The sequence below is a fragment of the Paenibacillus jilunlii genome (assembly GCF_900102965.1).
Taxonomy (GTDB): domain Bacteria; phylum Bacillota; class Bacilli; order Paenibacillales; family Paenibacillaceae; genus Paenibacillus_AQ; species Paenibacillus_AQ jilunlii.
Window position 1 is genome coordinate 107,828 of the sequence record NZ_FNGM01000010.1, and the last position, 17,969, is coordinate 125,796.

General features: G+C 49.8%; 18 protein-coding genes and 1 other annotated feature. Of the genes, 14 read left to right on the plus strand and 4 right to left on the minus strand.

The features are described from left to right. Positions 1 to 111: 111 nt before the first annotated feature. Positions 112 to 1,107 carry a helix-turn-helix transcriptional regulator gene (locus BLQ82_RS17675; RefSeq protein ID WP_062519025.1) on the minus strand — a complete coding sequence of 332 codons (996 nt, stop codon included), beginning with the start codon at positions 1,105 to 1,107 and terminating at the stop codon, positions 112 to 114. Positions 1,108 to 1,261: 154 nt separating this feature from the next. On the opposite strand from BLQ82_RS17675, the gene BLQ82_RS17680 reads away from it, so the two are divergent. Beyond that, a complete protein-coding gene (locus tag BLQ82_RS17680) occupies positions 1,262 to 2,107 on the plus strand; it encodes an SDR family NAD(P)-dependent oxidoreductase (RefSeq protein WP_062519027.1) in 846 nt (281 codons plus the stop codon). 195 nt (positions 2,108 to 2,302) lie between these two features. Here the strand turns inward: BLQ82_RS17680 and serA are convergent, their stop codons facing one another. Then, positions 2,303 to 3,895, minus strand: a complete 1,593-nt coding sequence (gene serA / locus BLQ82_RS17685) for a phosphoglycerate dehydrogenase (protein ID WP_062519028.1) — start codon at positions 3,893 to 3,895, stop codon at positions 2,303 to 2,305. 239 nt (positions 3,896 to 4,134) lie between these two features. After that, positions 4,135 to 4,363 (minus strand) — a binding site (T-box leader). A 155-nt stretch (positions 4,364 to 4,518) separates the two neighbouring features. Continuing rightward, the gene (locus BLQ82_RS17695) at positions 4,519 to 5,424 is read right to left on the minus strand and encodes a hypothetical protein (RefSeq protein WP_062519032.1); all 906 of its coding nucleotides are present in this window, start codon (positions 5,422 to 5,424) and stop codon (positions 4,519 to 4,521) included. Positions 5,425 to 5,489: 65 nt separating this feature from the next. Here BLQ82_RS17695 and BLQ82_RS17700 point away from each other — a divergent pair, with 65 nt between their 5' ends. The 3 genes from BLQ82_RS17700 to BLQ82_RS17710 are packed head-to-tail and all read left to right on the plus strand — an operon-like array spanning position 5,490 to position 7,293. After that, complete coding sequence (locus BLQ82_RS17700; protein WP_062519034.1) at positions 5,490 to 6,083, plus strand: CPBP family intramembrane glutamic endopeptidase; 594 nt, start codon at positions 5,490 to 5,492, stop codon at positions 6,081 to 6,083. Then, complete coding sequence (locus tag BLQ82_RS17705) at positions 6,080 to 6,457, plus strand: hypothetical protein (RefSeq protein ID WP_062519036.1); 378 nt, start codon at positions 6,080 to 6,082, stop codon at positions 6,455 to 6,457. Before BLQ82_RS17700 ends, BLQ82_RS17705 begins: the two co-directional genes overlap by 4 nt. Beyond that, complete coding sequence (locus BLQ82_RS17710; protein ID WP_062519038.1) at positions 6,451 to 7,293, plus strand: metallophosphoesterase; 843 nt, start codon at positions 6,451 to 6,453, stop codon at positions 7,291 to 7,293. Before BLQ82_RS17705 ends, BLQ82_RS17710 begins: the two co-directional genes overlap by 7 nt. A gap of 649 nt (positions 7,294 to 7,942) precedes the next feature. Here BLQ82_RS17710 and BLQ82_RS17715 read toward each other — a convergent pair. Continuing rightward, positions 7,943 to 8,944: a polysaccharide deacetylase family protein gene (locus BLQ82_RS17715; protein WP_143013483.1), complete on the minus strand. Its 1,002-nt coding sequence runs from the start codon at positions 8,942 to 8,944 to the stop codon at positions 7,943 to 7,945. 85 nt (positions 8,945 to 9,029) lie between these two features. Between BLQ82_RS17715 and BLQ82_RS17720 the strand changes: the two genes are divergently transcribed. The 10 genes from BLQ82_RS17720 to der all read left to right on the plus strand — a co-directional run bounded on the left by BLQ82_RS17720 (position 9,030) and on the right by der (position 17,966). Then, the gene (locus tag BLQ82_RS17720) at positions 9,030 to 9,401 is read left to right on the plus strand and encodes a hypothetical protein (RefSeq protein ID WP_062519040.1); all 372 of its coding nucleotides are present in this window, start codon (positions 9,030 to 9,032) and stop codon (positions 9,399 to 9,401) included. A 221-nt stretch (positions 9,402 to 9,622) separates the two neighbouring features. After that, positions 9,623 to 10,237: a genetic competence negative regulator gene (locus BLQ82_RS17725; RefSeq protein ID WP_062519042.1), complete on the plus strand. Its 615-nt coding sequence runs from the start codon at positions 9,623 to 9,625 to the stop codon at positions 10,235 to 10,237. Between the two features lie 33 nt (positions 10,238 to 10,270). After that, a complete protein-coding gene (gene prsW, locus BLQ82_RS17730) occupies positions 10,271 to 10,966 on the plus strand; it encodes a glutamic-type intramembrane protease PrsW (protein ID WP_062519044.1) in 696 nt (231 codons plus the stop codon). 75 nt (positions 10,967 to 11,041) lie between these two features. Beyond that, positions 11,042 to 11,188: a hypothetical protein gene (locus tag BLQ82_RS32055; RefSeq protein ID WP_020427717.1), complete on the plus strand. Its 147-nt coding sequence runs from the start codon at positions 11,042 to 11,044 to the stop codon at positions 11,186 to 11,188. Between the two features lie 111 nt (positions 11,189 to 11,299). Continuing rightward, a complete protein-coding gene (gene ypeB / locus BLQ82_RS17735; RefSeq protein WP_062519046.1) occupies positions 11,300 to 12,658 on the plus strand; it encodes a germination protein YpeB in 1,359 nt (452 codons plus the stop codon). 165 nt (positions 12,659 to 12,823) lie between these two features. Then, positions 12,824 to 13,477, plus strand: coding sequence for a flagellar brake protein (locus tag BLQ82_RS17740; protein ID WP_082722504.1), 654 nt, complete (start codon positions 12,824 to 12,826; stop codon positions 13,475 to 13,477). Between the two features lie 179 nt (positions 13,478 to 13,656). Next, positions 13,657 to 14,367: a (d)CMP kinase gene (gene cmk / locus BLQ82_RS17745; protein WP_062519050.1), complete on the plus strand. Its 711-nt coding sequence runs from the start codon at positions 13,657 to 13,659 to the stop codon at positions 14,365 to 14,367. Next, positions 14,364 to 14,951, plus strand: a complete 588-nt coding sequence (locus tag BLQ82_RS17750) for a lysophospholipid acyltransferase family protein (RefSeq protein WP_062519052.1) — start codon at positions 14,364 to 14,366, stop codon at positions 14,949 to 14,951. Before cmk ends, BLQ82_RS17750 begins: the two co-directional genes overlap by 4 nt. A gap of 165 nt (positions 14,952 to 15,116) precedes the next feature. Beyond that, a complete protein-coding gene (rpsA, locus tag BLQ82_RS17755; RefSeq protein WP_244280856.1) occupies positions 15,117 to 16,454 on the plus strand; it encodes a 30S ribosomal protein S1 in 1,338 nt (445 codons plus the stop codon). Between the two features lie 186 nt (positions 16,455 to 16,640). Beyond that, on the plus strand, positions 16,641 to 17,966 hold the full coding sequence (gene der / locus BLQ82_RS17760) for a ribosome biogenesis GTPase Der (RefSeq protein ID WP_062519054.1): 1,326 nt from the start codon (positions 16,641 to 16,643) through the stop codon (positions 17,964 to 17,966). Positions 17,967 to 17,969 lie beyond the last annotated feature (3 nt).

Below are 17,969 nucleotides of genomic sequence, written 5' to 3' on the forward strand. Positions count from 1 at the left end.
TATGTTGAGTATTGTAATATTATAGGCGATTTTAGGACGTTGGGTCTATTGTAAGAATTGACATAAATTAAAACGGGAAAACGGCTATTTTTTGCCGGGCAGCCCAAGCGTCTATTCTTGCTGCGGAGGGGGATTTCCCGGAAGAGAACGTCTTATGCTGCGGCCCAACAGGACTATTTTTAAGGCAGCCTTATAGACTCTGACACGCAATTCCTCCGGTTCTTCAACAATCACATTTGGACCCAGGGACAACATCACCCGGCAAGCGGCTTCTATGGTATTAAACTCTGCTTCAGCCTTTAGCCACTCAGAACCCGGGGAATCCTCTATGGACAGCACTGTAACATAACGTTCCTGCCTTAATGCTTGTAGAGAATAAGATTTTAATGAAAATTTGGCCTGATAGCTGGGGAGGGCTGATTTGAAGGATGTTTTGGATGACTCCCAGTAGCTTGTAAGTTCAAAATCGTCAGGCCGGATATAGATTTCATCGATCATTTGAGCGGCAACAATTCTTGAGACCCGGTAGGTTCTGAATTGCGCTTCATGCTCCCCGATCACATACCAGACCCCTTGTTTGGCCACCAAACCCAGCAGTCCAATCTTTCTGTTCTTTACTTCCCCGTTGCGGAGATAGGAGATATTTACCTTCCGGTTTTCCCACAGAGCCGCCTGTAAAATGGAGAGAAAGGGGAAACTCTCATTGGAGGGAACCCATCCTTCACTGTCAATATGAATACGCTGGTTAAAATAGTTGGCGGAAGGGAGTATATGCGCAGGGGCAGCAGCCTCCAGCTTGCGTGCGGCAAGCGTGTAATCCTCATGAATACCGAGATCCTGTAAAATGGCCGGATCGGCTGAGAGCAGGAGTGCGCCTATTTCTTTGGGCTTCATTCCGGTAAGCGAGGTCCTGTAGCCTTCTGTGAGCATCCAGCCTCCTTCCCGGCCTCTTTCAGCCAATACGGGGATTCCGGAGGCGCTCAGCGCCTCCATGTCGCGGAATATCGTTCGTTCGGACACCTCCAGGGTGCTGGCCAGCTCGCGTGAAGTGACTTTGCCGCGGTTCTGCAGCAAAAGCAGGATGGATAGTAAACGGTCGGCTCTCATAACGTCCTCCTCACAGGGGTACTCCCTAATTTCAATCTTTTTATAGTTTATCATATATATATGTCAATTGGTGTCATATATAGAGTTTATGATGACTATAGCAAGCAAAAGAACACTGAAACTAAAATCAGGAATGATGAGAGGAGCGGCAAGGATGACTAGTCTGCAAGGGAAAGTGGCACTGGTTACCGGAGGAAGCCGGGGAGCCGGCCGGGGAATCGCTTTAGAACTGGCAAAAGCGGGGGCGTATGTGTATATCACAGGCAGGAGCAGGGGGCTTTCGCAAGAGGACCGGCGTAAAGGAACCATTGACAGTGTATTAGACGAGATGAGAGCCGCTGGAGGAGACGGGGAAGCGATCTGCTGCGACCATACCCGGGATAATGAGACAGAAGCAGCCATCCGGCGGATATCGTCAGAGCAGGGCAGGCTGGATATCCTGGTCAACAATGTATGGGGCGGCAACGAGCGGCCCATCGAGAGTAAGCCCTTCTGGGAGCTGCCTCCAGAGCATTGGAGCCAGATGTTCGATGCGGGAGTCAGAGCGCAGCTCATGACTAATTATTACGCCATTCCGCTGATGCGAAGCACCCGGGAAGACGGCGGGATCATTATTCATACAACGTATTGGGACCACTACAAATACATTGACAACTTTTATTATGACTTGGCTAAAAATGCGCTGGTTCGCATGGCTTTTGGTTTGTCTGTAGAGCTTGCGGCAGACAGAATAGCCGTGATCCCGCTTTCCCCTGGATGGATGCGCACCGAACTGGTTCTGGAGAGCCTGAACACGGATGAAGAGCATTGGCAGGAGGTGGCGGAGCTGCAGGCCAGTGAGTCCACAGCCTATATCGGGAGGGCCGTGGTTCAGCTGGCTGCTGACCCCGGGGTAATGTCCATGACGGGAATCCCGCAGCAGGTAGGCAGTCTTGCGGTAAAGTACGGTTTCACTGATGTAGACGGTCGGCTTGTACCTGTATTTAAAGTACAGGAATAAACAAGTGGAAACGGCTTCGCCGTCCTTTTACAGGACGGTACCGTTTCAGCGAGAAATATAAGGAACATTTATTGCGTGAAGCATATAAATTATATATAAAAAATCGCTCTTCTGAAATGGCTGCAGCAGGCCTCCATTTTCGAAAGAGCGATTTTTTGCTAATACACCAGAATTATAGATGAAGCGGAACGGCTTCTACAGCAGAACAATCTCTTCGGCAGTATTGATTTCCGGAAGGCCGGCGAGCTTCACCAGCACCTGCTGCGGCACCGCTTTATCCACGGTCAGAAGCATGATGGCTGCACCGCCGACAATTTTGCGTCCCACCTGCATCGAAGCGATGTTGACATCGTTCTGTCCCAGCAAGGTGCCGACGAGACCGATAATCCCCGGCTTGTCGTTGTGGGAGATCACAATCTGATGGCCTTCCGGAGCGATATCGACCGGGAATTTATTGACCTGAACAATGCGTTCCCCGTAACCCTGGAGCAATGTTCCGGCAACCAGGCGCTCTTCATCCGGTTCGGTTTTAAGTGTAACCGTGATAAGGTTGGTGAAGCCTTTGGTCTTGGAAGCTTTGGTCACGACAACATTGACATCGCGCGTTTTGGCCAGATGCATGGAGTTGACGATGTTGACATCGCTGCCGAAGTGGCGGGTGAACACGCCTTTCACGATATAGCGGGTTAGCGGCTGTGTATCCACATCCGAGAGGTCCCCGGCATATTCAACATGAATTTCACGGATAGCACCGCCGGTCAGCTGTGATGCAAAGCTGCCAAGCTTCTCACCAAGCGTGAAGTAAGGCTGAAGCTTGTTCATAACGCTTGGCGCCACCGGAGGAATGTTTACAGCATTGATGAACGGCTCGTTGCGCAGAATATGCAGCACCTGCTCCGATACATCGATCGCTACATTCTCCTGGGCTTCTACGGTTGAAGCACCCAGATGCGGAGTCACGATAATTTTTGGATGGGAGAGGAACGGGTGATCCGCTTGAGGCGGCTCTTTTTCAAATACGTCAAACGCAGCTCCGGCAACGATGCCGCTGTCGATGGCTTCAACCAGCGCCATTTCGTCGATTACGCCGCCGCGGGCACAGTTGACGATGCGCATGCCTTTTTTCATGACTTCAAATTGCGGACGGGAGATCATATGGCGGGTTTCCGGGGTGAGCGGGGTATGCACAGTGATGAAATCCGCGCCGCGGACAATATCGTCCACCGAAGCCAGCTTCACCTCAAGTTTCTCCGCACGGTCAGCGGTCAGGAACGGGTCATAGGCAAGAATGTTCATGCCGAAGGCCTTGGCCCGTTTGGCCACCTCGCTGCCGATCCGGCCCATACCGAGTACGCCCAGCGTTTTGCCGCGAAGCTCTACGCCCAGGAAGGTTTTTCTGTCCCAGACACCGGAGATTGTTTTGGCATAAGCCTGCGGAATATGGCGGGCCAATGCCATCATCATGGCAAAAGCGTGCTCACAGGTCGTGATTGTATTTCCGTCAGGAGCATTGATGACAACAACGCCGTGCTGTGTGGCTGCTTCCAGTTTAATATTGTCGACGCCTACACCGGCGCGGCCAATCACCTTGAGGTTAGTACCCGCTGCAATAATCTTCTCCGTGACCGTTGTCTGGCTGCGTACGAGCAAGCCGTCATATTCCCCGATGATAGCGATAAGCTCATCTTCACTGAGTCCGGTTTTTTTGTCTACAGTCACATCGCTTGCGTCCATTAATTGCTGAATGCCCAAATCGCTGATCGGATCCGATACTAATACTTTAAACATGGTTTCTTGACCTCCTTAAATTTGGAAAGCTATATATGCCCAAGGATGCCCTGAATAGGCAGTCCACAGTACCAGAAGCAGTAAAAAAACATGAGAAATATGCCGGAATAACAGGGCAACGCGCTGTCGCGTAAAAGAAAAGGGATGCAGCAGACCGGCAAACCCGTGAATATGGGCCTTATGGCCGTTCGCCGGAATTTGGATCACAAAAAAACTCTCAACCCCATACTACTGCCGTAGTAAGGGACGAGAGTTGTCGTGGTACCACCCTAATTCACTGCAACTGTTGAAGAAGCAGCCTCATTGGCCTGCAAAGGCCACACTGGTAACGGAGATGATCCGATTGTGCCTACTATAAGGTTCGACACAATATCTCAGGAGCGCTAAAGAGTTCTGTCTGCCACCGGTTTGCACCAACCACCGGCTCTCTGAAGACTTGCAGAATCTTTGTTCCATCATCGGTTTTGCTTGATTAATTTTTTCATAATGTAACATGAGGGTGCCAGATGTGTCAATAGGCTTATTGCAGAGCCGCTGTCTTGAAGTGGCTCTCATTTTTCGTTATGATGCAATAGCTGGTTCTAACTTGTAATAATAGTGTCCGATACTTACGGCATGAATAGCTACTCATAAAAAAACGGAAGCTGAGGCATCGTTTCTTTGCCATAATATTGTTCCCGCCACTTCATGAAATCCTGTTCCTGTACCGCTCCCGTGGAGATTAGAAGGGCAATGGAGGATTGAACATCCTTAAGTTTCAGCGAGCTGGCTGTGCCGGAATAGATCATATCGTCAATTTTGGCAGTGATATCCTGCGGATCATATCCTGCATAGATTGTGCGGTTCAGCATAATGTCGGCGATGGACGCGTTTTTGAGCAGCAGGGGCATCTTTTTCCATTGCACGAAAGAGAGGGTCTTCAGCTCTCCGGCTTCCGCAGGGATTTTGCTGCTGTTCTTGGCCCCCCATTTAAGCATGGAGTCATAGAAATTTTTCTGCGCCAGCAGGCCGAATTTGACCGCGTTGGCTGTGAAATTGTCGTTTTTCAGTACTTTTGCCGTCTCAGCCCCTGATGCGCCTGCAGTTACCTTGCTGGAGGCCTGGGAGAACAAGGTCAGACTCTTCAGGATATTCAACTGGGATTCATAAAGCAGAGGCGAGCTTGTAAAGATGGAATCCTGTGTCACTTTGTCATACTGCTTGTCTGCCAGAATGCTGAGATTCTTCAACGCTGCGGCGTTCTCGCGCGCATCTGTGCTGCGGGCCAGGTTGTCCAGCTCATCGTTCCAATTGCGCTTGAATTCCCGGTAGGGCAAAAATACGTTATGATAGAAGGTAACAAGATCCTGCTGCTGATAGGAGCCGGAGAATTCCTCAACAGCTTCCTTATTATCGAGGTGTGCGTATTTAGCCTCTGTCTTGTCTGCCCCGACCTTCACTCCCGTAAAAAAAGCGGCGAATGCGGATATCAGAAAAAACAGAAAACCTAGTGTGTATAACATTTGAGTGCGGGAGGTACGGCTGTTCATAATTAATGCTCCTTCGTCTAGGGAAATTATCTTATGTAAAAACAATATAGAACAGGCAGGTTACGATGAAAAAATTCAAATTTGGCGATATCAAGATCAAAAAAGCTGATCCCGGGCAGTTAACTGATAAGCTCCTTTTACTTAATCTGTATATAACGCAGGGTCTTACTTTATTTATCGGCTTGATATGGATATTATTGCAGAAAAGAAATCCCATTCACATATTAAATTTTCCGGACAACGCACATTTTGTGTTTTGGGCCCTTGGGCTCGCTGCAATTATGCTGGTTGTGGATTTTCTGCTGACACATATTGTTCCCGAAGACAGCATGGATGATGGAGGGATTAACCAGCTGTTATTCGGCAAAAGGCCATTATGGCATATTCTTGTCATTGCTGCCATTGTGTCCGTTTGCGAGGAACTGTTGTTCCGCGGAGCCATTCAACATACGTTTGGACCTTATTGGACCAGTATATTATTTGCCGTGATCCATGTCCGCTATCTGCGCCACTGGATACCAACGGGGTGGGTGTTCCTCAGCAGCTACGGCCTGGGTTACATTTATATTCATTCAGGAACGCTTTGGGCGCCGATTCTGTGCCATTTTATTATTGATGTGTTCTCGGGTCTTGTGATCCGTTACCGGAGGGCGTCATGAGCGAAGAACTCAGCCGGGTGAAGTCCCGCAAGAAACCGAATAAAGCTGAACAACCTTCTGCAGCCAAAAGAAAAAATCGGTCACGGGTGCCATCAGCATCCCTAACAGCCACTGAAGCGCCTCCAGCGGGAACAGGTACTCTGTCGCGAAAAAGCCGCTATTCCACAGCGCCGTCCAGGAAAGCGGCCCAACGGGACGAAAGGCCTGTGGACGGAGAAACGACCACACCTTCCCGGACCGAAAGCTACCCCTCTGAACGGCTGCGTTTCAGCAAAATGTTCATTAATTCATTAATAATTATTTTTATGCTGTTGCTCGGCTTTCTGTTATGGTGGGGGCTCAATGGGGCGCCGGACCTGAACACCTTATGGTAACCGTCTGGCTGTTGGGTATTGCGGGAATCTGTGCGCTTCTTCTGGTATTATTTGGATCTCTAATGCTGGCGGCAGCCTTTAGAAACCAGATTATTGCCGAGGAAATACTTCTTGAGGCTCTCCCCAAGGAATTTGACGGGTTCCGCATCCTTTTTATTTCAGACATTCACCGGCGCCGCCTTCCAGTTAAGCTGCTGAGCCCGATGAAAGGGAATATAGATGCAGTCTTCCTTGGAGGAGACCTGACGGAAAAAGGCGCCTCCATGAATCGCCTGTACGATAATATGACACTGGCTGCATCACTCGCGCCGGCCTATGCGGTACACGGGAATCATGATTACCGGGCGAATATAACGCTTGTGGACAATATCATACGGGGTTGTGGAGTAAAGCTGCTGCAGGATGAGAGCATTATGATACAAAAAAATGGGGGCAGGCTGCTGCTTACCGGGGTGGATTTTCCGCGCACGGGCGGCAAGAGAGCATATAGGCCGCTTCCGCCGTTGTCCAGTGCAGAGGCCGCGCTCTGCCGGATCATTCTTGTTCACGATCCGCTCTGGCTGTCCCAGCAGACTGAAGTCCCGGCTGACCTTGTACTTGCCGGCCACACCCATGGAGGCCAGGTGGTGCTGCCTTTTGTCGGCCATAGGCATGTAGATCCCTTCTACCGCCACTATAACGCCGGCCACTATATTATTCCGAGAAACGACGGCTCCGGAACGAAAGCCAGAATGCTGATCAGCCGCGGCTTCGGCACCGCTCATCTTCCGCTGCGCTGGGGGAGCCGCGCAGAAATGCATGTTCTGACGCTCCGCTGCGGAGTGCAGCGTGATTAGAATCTGCATACCGATGCCAGGAGGCTGGAAAACGGTATGAGGGAAAATGCCAAATGAGGTTTGATGAGAAGCAGCAGGCATTCATAACCGCCATTACCTCTGCCGTCCGGTTCAGACCCGGAATCCGCTAAATCGTTCGTTTCAGCCTGAAATAAGGGGGAATAGGACAATTAGCGAGTACCCTTGATTTGATCAAAAGTGGGCGACTGGGTGAAATGAGAGGTATAAGTACCTTTGATTTGGCCTGAAGTGAGTGAATGAGTGAAAGGAGAGGTAAAAGTACCTTTGATTTGATCAAAAGTGAGCGAATGAGTGAAAGGAGAGGTAAAAGTACCTTTGATTTGATCAGAAGTGAGCGACTGAGTGAAATGAGAGGTAAAAGTACCTTTGATTTGATCAGAAGTGGGCGACTGAGTGAAATGAGAGGTAAAAGTACCTTTGATTTGATCAAAAGTGGGCGACTGAGGGCCTAAAGAGGTACTCTTTTTCCACCTGAAGTCGCCGTAGGATTCATGGGAGTCGTTCTCCAGGTAACGCTAGACTAAAATCAGAAACGGCTGCGCTGTCCAGTGAAGGATAGCGCAGCCGTTTTGTTCATTGCACTTGTAATGCACTCCCAGCCGTTGGCAGCAGCAAGTACTGCTGCAGCTTAGCGCATTTTGAGTTCGATGCTTCGGGGATCGGCAAAGCTGTAACCCTTGCCTTCGAGAGTGGTCAGCAGCGTATCCAGCGCTTCTACGGTCCACGGAAGCTCATGCATCAGGATGTTGCTGCCGGAATGCAGCTGATCTGTGACGTTGGTGATCAGCTTCGCTGTTTTGTTGCTGTCCTTCTCCTTCATTTCCCAGTCCAGAGAGCCGACGGACCAGGTCATATACAGCAGGCCGTTCTCCGCAGCAATCTTCTTGCCAATATCCCCTCCTGCCCCATGCGGCGGACGGAAGAAGTGAGGGGCTTCACCGGTGACTTCCTTGACAATTTTCTGCACATCCTCAATCTGCTTCTTCACTTCAGCGTATGGCTTGTCCTTCAGTACGATATGATCCCAGCTGTGATTGCCGATAATGCCGCCGCGGTCTTTGATGAGCTTCAGCAGCTCAGGGTGTTCCTTCACCCGGTAGCCGTTAACGAAGAAAATTGCCTTGGCATGATGCTTATCGAGTGTATCGATCAGAGAATTGATCATATCCGCTTCCTTTGGACCATCATCGAAGGTGAGCAGGACGACCTTTTTGTTTGTGCCTTCCTCATTGGGCACGATGTCATAATTTTTGTTCATGTGATAAAGCAGGGGAACTTCTGCGGCAGGGGCTCCGCCAGCTGGCTGCTCACCGGACACTGCGCCTTTGTCTCCCGCCGGCTGCGTTGCTGTGCTTGAGGCTGCGCCTTTGTCTCCCGCCGGCTGCGTTGCTGTGCTTGAGGCTGCGCCTGCTGTGACCGGTGCGGCCGATGGTTCAGCCTCAGGCGCTGAGCTTGCTTCCGGGCTTGCGCTGGCCTTGGCTGATGGCTCTGGTGCTGCTTGCGTGGCAGCTGCTGTGGGCTGCACTGTAGCTTCCGCCGCTGTATTCCCGCTGTTGCCGCCATTGCTGCAGGCTGAGAGCAAAAGAGCGGCCAGCAGCAGCATTGATGTTGTTTTACCCACTTTTTTCATCTCGCTTTCTTGTTGTTAGGCTGTATGAGCCGCAATCTTTCCGCGAACACTAAACATGATTTTACCATACAAGGAGGTTAGAGATATGAATACTTCGTCATTTTTATGCGGTGTTGTGCTGGGTGCAGCCGTCAGTACGATGATGTCCAAAAAACGGGGATCCCTGATGTCCGGTCTGCTTCAGCAGAACGGTTCAATGCGCGGCGCCGGAGAAAAAGCGAAGGATAAAATTATGGACATGGCCATGACCAGCTTCGGAAGCACGGCTTCCAGCAGCAATCATGATAGCAGTGCACACAGTTCCCACAGCAGCGCCGAACATAAGGGGGAATCCAACTCCCAATACAGGGAAACCAATCTTAAAATGCTGAAGGATTTTATCCGCAGCAACCCTGATGTGAAGCATGAAGTCGAGCAAATTCTCAAGGATTCACATACCGCGGTACCGGGCTTGTAACGCAGGTAAGCTGCAGCAGAATCATTTTGGGGATCAAGTGTCGTCAAAATGATTCTTTTTTTTGGCAAACCGCTTTCGGATGGGGGAGAGAAATAATTTTTTATTTACGTGCATTTGCCGTTGCAAAATGATAACATACATACATAGTAACTATTTTTGGCTCATTACTCGGGACTCATCATACATTATAATAAATGAGCTTGCAAAAGGAGGATCCTGTCATGAGAATAGAGCGATTAAGTCAAGATAAGATACGGATTTTCCTCACTTTTGACGACCTGAGCGAGCGGGGCATCCAGAAGGAAGATATGTGGCAGGAAGTTCCCAAGGTGCATGACTTGTTTACGGAAATGATGGATCAGGCGTACAGTGAACTTGGTTTCGACGCTACAGGTCCGCTTGCCGTGGAAGTGTTCGCATTGCCCGCGCAAGGCATGGTCGTTATAGTGACTAGGGGAAAATATGATCACCATCAGTACGGTGCGTCCGGTGAAGAAGAATTGCCCGAAGAAATTTACGAAATGGAAGTTACTCTGGAACAAAGCGACTCCATTGTATATGCATTCCGTGATTTTGAGGCTTTGGTTGAAGCGGCCCATGTGCTCATCAACAATATTACTTCTCAAGGAAAACTGTATTCTTATAATGATATATGGTATCTCTACTTTGATCCGAAGGAATTTGAGGAAGCCACATTATCAGGACTTGTCGGTGTACTATCCGAGTTTGGCGATTCATCGCCGGTAACTGAGGCTATGCTGGGTGAGTATGGCAAGACGGTTATGCCGGAGAATGCGATAGAACTGATCTGCACTCATTTCAAACGCCAGCAGTAACGTTAGATTGATAAAACGCGGGGAGGGGAATCGGTGCTTTTGTTATCGGTCATTTCGTCAGCAGTGGCACCGGGACTTGCCCTGCTGACTTTTTTCTATCTAAAGGACAAGTATGATCAGGAGCCGCTTCATATGGTTCTGAAGGTGTTTCTGCTGGGACTTCTGATTGTGTTTCCCATTATGATTATTCAAAGAGGGCTTGTGCTTGGGCTGGACGGCGGACCTTATGTAGACTCGTTCCTCATCTCGTCCGGCGTGGAAGAATGCTTGAAGTGGTTTGTGCTGTACCATATGATCTACAATCATACCGAGTTTGACGAGCCATATGATGGAATACTATATGCTGTAGCGATTTCGCTAGGCTTTGCAACAATAGAAAATATAATGTATGCCTGGTACAGCCACGCTTCAATCGGCTCCATGTTCATGCGCGCGCTGCTTCCGGTATCGGGGCATGCTATGTTTGGCGTCATTATGGGGTATCATATGGGCAGGGCGAAGTTCTCGGGCGGAGTCCGGACAAGAGGGATTCTATTCATATCCCTGCTGCTGCCTTGGCTGTGGCATGGAATCTATGATTTCGTCCTTAGTACGATGACCAATACCTGGATTTGGTTCATCGTGCCTCTGATGGCTGTATTATGGTATGGCGGGATGGGCAAGGTGGCCCGTGCCAACAGCCGTTCCCCATTCCGGTTCCTGAAGCGTGAAGAAGAGATTAACCTATAGTAGAGGTGGACACACTTAATCTTATCGGATAGTTCCGTATGCAAGGAATTCCAGAGAGGAGCGAGGTGTCTTTTTTTGCGTGTAAAAGTTCGGATCATCTGCAAACAATGCGGTGAAAGCTACATATTAAGAGGAAGCAAGGAGCAGGGAGTGATCCAGACCGGCTTCAAGCAATGTCTCTGCAACAGCAGCAGCGGCTTTGAGATTGAAGAACGGGCTTAGCCGGGTTATTGGAAGTATTCTCTTCAAGTTGCAGGCCAATCGGGTGCATAAGACTTCTCAGTTATTGTCAAACTAACGGCAATAAGCTATTGAAGGGAGTCTTGCGGTCCTATGTACAAAAGATTAAGTGCCTTAATGTTCCCGATTACCGCGCTCTTGCTGGTTGGAGCGCTTGTGTGGGGGTACCAGGAGAACCAGGAAAAAAACTCGATTCTGATCAAAGCGGAGAACCAGTATCAGCGGGCTTTTCATGACCTCTCCTATCATGTGGAGCAGCTGCATGGGGAGCTTGGAAATACCCTGGCTGTTAACAGTACTTCAAGTGATATGCACCGCAAAGGGCTTGTGAATGTCTGGCGGCTGACCAGTGAAGCGCAAAATGAGATCAATCAGCTGCCGCTAACCCTGCTGCCATTCAGTCAAACGGAGGAGTTTTTATCAAAAATATCCAACTTCTCCTACAAGGCTGCTGTGCGCGACTTCACCAAGAAACCGCTCACTGACAATGAAATAGGCAATTTAAAAGCGCTCTATAAGAACTCGGGTGAAATCTCCAAGGATCTGCAGGAGGTACAGAACAAAGTCATCACGAACAGGCTTCGCTGGATGGACGTAGAATCTGCACTGGCAACAGAGAACAAGGCGGAAGACAACACGATTATCGACGGCTTCAAAACGGTGGACAAACGGGTAGCCGCTTATCCTGAACTGGATTATGGGCCTTCTGTAGCCAGCATTTATGATAAACGCTCCGTGAAGAAGCTGGGAGGCAAGCCGGTTACAGCCGAAGATGTGAAACGCAAAGCGCTCAAATTTGCCGATATCGGCAGTAATGCGAATGTAGAAGTTAAGGAGAACGGCAAGGGAACCGAATGGGCCTCCTATACCGCTACGGTTACAAGCCAGAATCAACAGCAGCCGATCAGTATGGATTTTACTGTGGAGGGTGGACTGCTGATCTCCTATAACGACAACCGGAGCGTCGGTCCGGCTCAAGTCTCGATGAAGCAGGCTGTTGCCAAGGCGGGGGCGTTCCTGGAGCAAAAAGGGTACCCGGACATGACAGCTGTCAGCGCAGACAGATACGATAATTTGGGGAACCTGACCTTTGTAACCAGCCGCGACGGTGTACTGATCTATCCGGAGAAGATGACGGTCCGCGTTGGATTGGATACCGGGGATGCCACGGGTTTTCAGGCAAGCGATTATGTCCGTGAACGGCAGGAGAAGCGGCAGATTCCCAAACCGGGGATGACGCTGGCCGCTGCCCGGAAAATGCTGCATCCGGAATTCAAAGAGATGTACAACAGGCTGGCTTTGATTGAAAATGAAGATGCCGAAGAGGTGCTGACCTATGAGTTCGGCGGCAGAATCAACGGCTCGCAGTACCGGATTTACTTAAATGCGGCAGACGGCCATGAGGAAGCGGTGGAAGAGATCAGAACATCCTCAGGGGCACAGGATAAATAAGTATTTCTGTAAAATATGATGTTCAATCATGAAGGTGCAATCCCGTTACGGAGTGCGCCTTTTTGGTTTGATTCACAGCCGGAATAATATTTCTCACCAGGCCATTAACCTCCATGCTATAATCAGCTTTAGAATTAATAACTTAATCAGGTGGCGGTGACAGGCTTGTATCCCAAAATCAACGAATATCTATATATACAGGTTGCTTCAAGCGATGCTGCTGAGGCAGAAGTGGAATATAGATCGAGAATTGCAGAAATGGAAGAAGAGGCGTTTCTGATTGAAATCCCGATGCAGGAGAAAAACGGGAAGCTGAAAAAGCTGTTTATCGGGGACGAGCTCTCTGTCTATTTCCTCACAGAGGGCGGCATCAAAAATTATTTTAATACACATGTCGTTGGCTTCAAAGAAGATGTGATCCGTATGGTCAAAATAAGAAAACCAGCGCCGGATTCCATCTTCAAAATTCAGCGCCGCAGCTTCTTCCGGGTGAATGCCGAGCTTGAATTGGCGGTAAAAGATGCCCTAGGCAGCCGTTTTCTGGTGCGTACTGAAGATATCGGCGGCGGCGGAACTTCATTTCTGAGCGACGCTAAGGTACAGCTTGAGGTGGGTGGGAAGCTTTTCTGCTGGCTCATGATTCCCTACCGGAACGGCATTACGGAGCATGTGAACTTCGAAGGTGAGATCGTCAGGATTAAGACTTTGGAAACCGGCCGCAATCTGGTGATGCTGAAATTCGCAGCCATTACTGATTCGGAGCGGCAAAAAATTATCCGGTTCTGTTTTGAGCGCCAGTTCGATTTCCGCAACCGGTGAGCGGGGACAAAAAAAGGCTTAAACAGACCCTTTTTTCTGCATAAAACCTTCTGTGCCATTTTGCACTGAGTTATAAACTGTGGTATAATTTTATAAGTCGCAGGCAATGCCTGCTTTTTTCTTGATAATAACAGCAAATTTTTTTCTAACTGAAAGAGTGTTTGAGGAGGAATGCCCCGTTGGATAGGCAGGGTGCACATACTTACGACAGAATTAACGTCGCTATCGACGGACCTGCCGGGGCAGGCAAGAGCACAGTAGCCCGATTGGTAGCCCGGAAGCTGTCCTACATTTATGTTGATACGGGTGCTATGTACCGGGCGATTACCTGGTATATGATCCGTGAAGGCATTCCGGCAGAAGATGATCAGCAGGTGGATCTAAGGGTCCGCGACATGGTGATCGAACTGATCCCGGAGCAGGATGTGCAGAAAGTGCTGATTAATGGGGAAGACGTGACTCCGCATATCCGCAGTCTTCAGGTCAGCGGCCTGGTGTCGCAGTATTCGAAGATCGAGGGTGTAAGATCCAGGCTGAGCCATTTGCAGCGCCAGATGGCGCTTCGCAAGGGAGTGGTGATGGACGGCCGCGATATCGGAACAACCGTACTGCCGGATGCCGAAGTGAAGATTTTCATGACGGCGAGTGTGGAAGAACGGGCTCTTCGCCGTTACAAGGAACTGAAAGATGCGGAAACAGTGACGCTCCAGCAGCTTGAACATGATATCGCGATGCGGGACCGTCTGGATGAAGGACGGGAGATTTCACCGCTGCGCCGTGCAGAGGATGCTATTCTTTTGGATACGACGCATATGGATATCCATCAAGCCGTGGAAGCGATCGTCTCCCACTGCAGATCTTATGTAGACGGGGAGAGAAAGCATTTATGATTTATGTGATATGCCGTGGATTGCTTCGCTTCATTTACGCCATTTTGTTTCCGCTTAAGATTATAGGGAAAGAGAATGTGCCGGAGGAAGGCGGAGTGCTGCTGTGCGCCAACCACATCAGTCTGCTCGATCCGATGACCATCGGAATCAAGCTGAGACGCCAGGTGAAGTACATGGCCAAGGCGGAGCTGTTCAAGGTTCCGGTATTGGGCTGGCTTATCGACAAGCTGGGTGCTTTTCCGGTCAAGCGCGGCGGCGTCAGCAAAGAATCCATCAAAACGGCCCTTAATACGCTTCGCAGCGGACATGTTATGGGCATCTTCCCGGAAGGAACACGAAACTCAGACTCCGGTGCGGCGAAGAAGGGCGCAGCAAGTTTTGCGCTTCGCAGCGGCGCAGCAGTTGTTCCTGCCGCTATTGTCGGGTCTTATAAGCCTTTTCGCCGGATAACTGTCATTTATGGGGCGCCCATAGATCTCAGTTCATTCGCAGGTGCAGGCAGCGAATCTCTGGAAGAAGTCACCGATGTCATTATGGGACGCATTCGTGAGATGGCGCAGACCGGAAAGCCTACTGTGAACTAAGCAGTGGCAGGCAAGCGGATATTCTGCTGATTAGAATAACGGCATAACCGCTATTTTTTGGAACATACTAACCTGAAAGTGTAAGTGCATCATGCATTGCTTGTTTTGAACTCTGCTCTACGCGGGTTTAAATAAATGGGGTTTTGAATCGAGGAGGGTAATCACATGTCTGAAGAAACTAGAAATCAGGAAACTGCGGCAAACGTGGACAACAACGAAGCCGTAGAAGCAACCGAAACTGTGGAAACCGCAGCTGAAGAGGCTAACGGTGCTACAGAAGCAGTTGCTGGCAACGAAGAAGAAGTGACTAGCCAAGAAGGTTTGGAAATCATTTCTCTGAAAAAAGGCGATACCGTGAAAGGAACAATCGTCAAAATCGAAGATAACCAAGCTTATGTAAGCATTGGATATAAATACGACGGCGTGATTCCGATTCGCGAATTGTCTTCCGTACAACTGGACAACGCTGCTGCAGCTGTTGAAGTTGGACAAGAAGTGGAATGCAAGGTTGTCAGCATCAACGACAACAAAGAAAGCCTCGTGCTTTCCAAACGTGCAGTCGACAGCGAAAAATCATGGGAAGATCTCGAGAAATATTTTGCTTCACAGGAAGCGTTCGAAGTCACTGTGGCTGATGTGGTCAAAGGCGGCCTCGTGGCTGATGTTGGCGCGCGCGGATTTATTCCAGCTTCCATGGTTGAACGTCATTTCGTAGAAGATTTCAGCGACTATAAAGGCCGCACACTTCGTGTGAAAGTGAAAGAATTGGACCGCGAGAACAGCAAGGTTATTCTTTCTGCCAAAGAAGTCCTGGAAGAAGAATTCGAAGCCAACAAGCAGAAGATTATGTCCGAGCTGTCCGAAGGACAGATCATTGAAGGTACTGTGCAACGCCTGACTCAATTCGGCGCATTTGTTGATGTAGGCGGCGTAGACGGTCTGGTTCACGTATCCGAAATCGCTTGGAATCATGTAGAGAAACCTTCTGATGTGGTTTCTGAAGGCGAAAAGGTTAAGGTTAAAGTACTTAAGGTTGACCCTGAAAAAGGCAAAATCAGCCTCAGCATCAAAGCTGCCGCTCCAGGTCCTTGGGATTCTGCTGCAGGCAAAATCAACATTGGCGATGTAGTAACAGGCGAAGTTAAACGCCTCGTGAACTTCGGCGCATTCGTTGAACTGCTTCCGGGTGTAGAAGGCCTTGTGCACATCTCACAGATCTCCCACAAGCACATCGGAACTCCGCATGAAGTGCTGAAAGAAGGACAAGAGGTACAGGTTAAGGTTCTGGACTTCAATCCATCCGAGAAGCGCGTAAGCTTGAGCATCAAGGAAACCGAAGAAGCTCCTGCACAAGCAGCTAGACCAGAACGCAGCAACAACAGAGACAGAGCACCAAAAGAAGTGCTGAACAACCCTAACGTGTCGCTCAGCAATGAAGGACTCAGCTTTACGCTGGCTGAACGTTTCGGCGACAAGCTGGACAAATTCAAGGGCAATAACTAATCCCTTAGTATTTCCGCTCATATACGGGTATAGTAATCGGCGAACCCTCGATACGGGGGTTCGCCGATTGTATTTTACGGACCCGCTCCGGGCGGGAACAGCGGGATGGACCAAGCGTAAGGGTGTTAGCCAATTGAATGGTTTTTTGCTATGATGAGTAGCGTAAGGAAGACAGGAGGAATGAATATGGCAAGACCCGTTGTGGCCATCGTCGGAAGGCCTAACGTCGGTAAATCGACGATATTTAACAGGCTGATTGGCGATAGATTGGCCATCGTAGAAGATAAACCGGGGATAACACGTGACCGGATTTACGGCGTTTCCGATTGGAACGGCAAATCCTTCAGTGTCATCGATACCGGAGGCATTGAAATTGACGGTGAAGATGCTATTCTGAAGTCCATCCGCGTCCAGGCGGAGCTGGCGATTGAAGAAGCGGATGTCATCGTCTTTATGTGCGAGGCCAAAAGCGGGCTGACCAATGCGGATGAAGAGGTAGCGCAAATTCTGTTCCGCTCAGGCAAGCCGATTGTTCTTGCGATCAATAAAGTCGACAACATGAAGCGTACAGAGGATATTTATGAATTCTACAGCCTTGGCATTGGCGATCCTATCGGGATATCCGGCAGCCATGGCACAGGGATTGGCGATCTGCTGGATGCGGTTACCGAGCGTCTGCCGGAGCCTGTGGAAGAGGAATATGATGAAGATGTCATTCGCGTGGCTTTGATCGGCCGTCCGAATGTAGGCAAATCCTCCCTGGTCAATGCCATTTTGGGCGAGGAACGTGTAATTGTCAGTGATGTCGCCGGTACTACCCGGGACGCTATTGATACGCCTTTTGAACGGGATGGGCAGAGATATGTGCTGATCGATACTGCCGGTATGCGCAAACGCGGCAAGGTATATGAGACTACAGAGAAATACAGCGTAATGCGGGCGATGCGTGCGATTGAGAGAGCCGATGTTGTGCTCGTCGTCATCAACGGCGAGGAAGGCATTATCGACCAGGACAAGCATATCGCCGGCTATGCCCACGATGCGGGCAAGGCTTCCATATTTGTGGTCAACAAATGGGATGTTGTCGAGAAGGATGACAAGACTATGCAGAACTTCGAGAACACGATCCGCGACCACTTTCTGTTTATGACCTATGCACCGGTCGTCTTCTTGTCTGCGCTCACTAAGCAGCGTCTGCAGAAGCTGCTGCCGGTAGTTCAGCATGTAGCCCAGCAGCATGCACTGCGGATTACGACGCATCTGGTGAATGATGTGGTCTCCGATGCTGTCGCCATCAATCCTCCGCCAACGGATAAAGGCCGGCGCCTGCGCATCAACTACGTGACACAGGTAGCCGTGAAACCGCCGACGATTGTGGTGTTTGTCAATGATCCTTCGCTGATGCACTTCTCCTATGAACGGTATCTGGAGAACAAGATCCGCGCAGCGTTCAATTTTGAAGGTACACCGATCCGTCTCTTTACGCGGCGCAAATCCGAGAACGAAGGTTAGGGG

Bases quoted from the DNA above. Each gene is read 5' to 3' on its own strand.
- BLQ82_RS17695 (WP_062519032.1), bottom strand. From the start codon at position 5,424: ATGAACAGCCGTACCTCCCGCACTCAAATGTTATACACACTAGGTTTT.
- BLQ82_RS17675 (WP_062519025.1), bottom strand. From the start codon at position 1,107: ATGAGAGCCGACCGTTTACTATCCATCCTGCTTTTGCTGCAGAACCGC.
- BLQ82_RS17725 (WP_062519042.1), top strand. From the start codon at position 9,623: ATGAGAATAGAGCGATTAAGTCAAGATAAGATACGGATTTTCCTCACT.
- rpsA (WP_244280856.1), top strand. From the start codon at position 15,117: ATGTCTGAAGAAACTAGAAATCAGGAAACTGCGGCAAACGTGGACAAC.
- BLQ82_RS17715 (WP_143013483.1), bottom strand. From the start codon at position 8,944: ATGAAAAAAGTGGGTAAAACAACATCAATGCTGCTGCTGGCCGCTCTT.
- der (WP_062519054.1), top strand. From the start codon at position 16,641: ATGGCAAGACCCGTTGTGGCCATCGTCGGAAGGCCTAACGTCGGTAAA.
- BLQ82_RS17720 (WP_062519040.1), top strand. From the start codon at position 9,030: ATGAATACTTCGTCATTTTTATGCGGTGTTGTGCTGGGTGCAGCCGTC.
- serA (WP_062519028.1), bottom strand. From the start codon at position 3,895: ATGTTTAAAGTATTAGTATCGGATCCGATCAGCGATTTGGGCATTCAG.
- BLQ82_RS17700 (WP_062519034.1), top strand. From the start codon at position 5,490: ATGAAAAAATTCAAATTTGGCGATATCAAGATCAAAAAAGCTGATCCC.
- ypeB (WP_062519046.1), top strand. From the start codon at position 11,300: ATGTACAAAAGATTAAGTGCCTTAATGTTCCCGATTACCGCGCTCTTG.
- BLQ82_RS17710 (WP_062519038.1), top strand. From the start codon at position 6,451: ATGGTAACCGTCTGGCTGTTGGGTATTGCGGGAATCTGTGCGCTTCTT.
- BLQ82_RS17750 (WP_062519052.1), top strand. From the start codon at position 14,364: ATGATTTATGTGATATGCCGTGGATTGCTTCGCTTCATTTACGCCATT.
- BLQ82_RS17705 (WP_062519036.1), top strand. From the start codon at position 6,080: ATGAGCGAAGAACTCAGCCGGGTGAAGTCCCGCAAGAAACCGAATAAA.
- BLQ82_RS17680 (WP_062519027.1), top strand. From the start codon at position 1,262: ATGACTAGTCTGCAAGGGAAAGTGGCACTGGTTACCGGAGGAAGCCGG.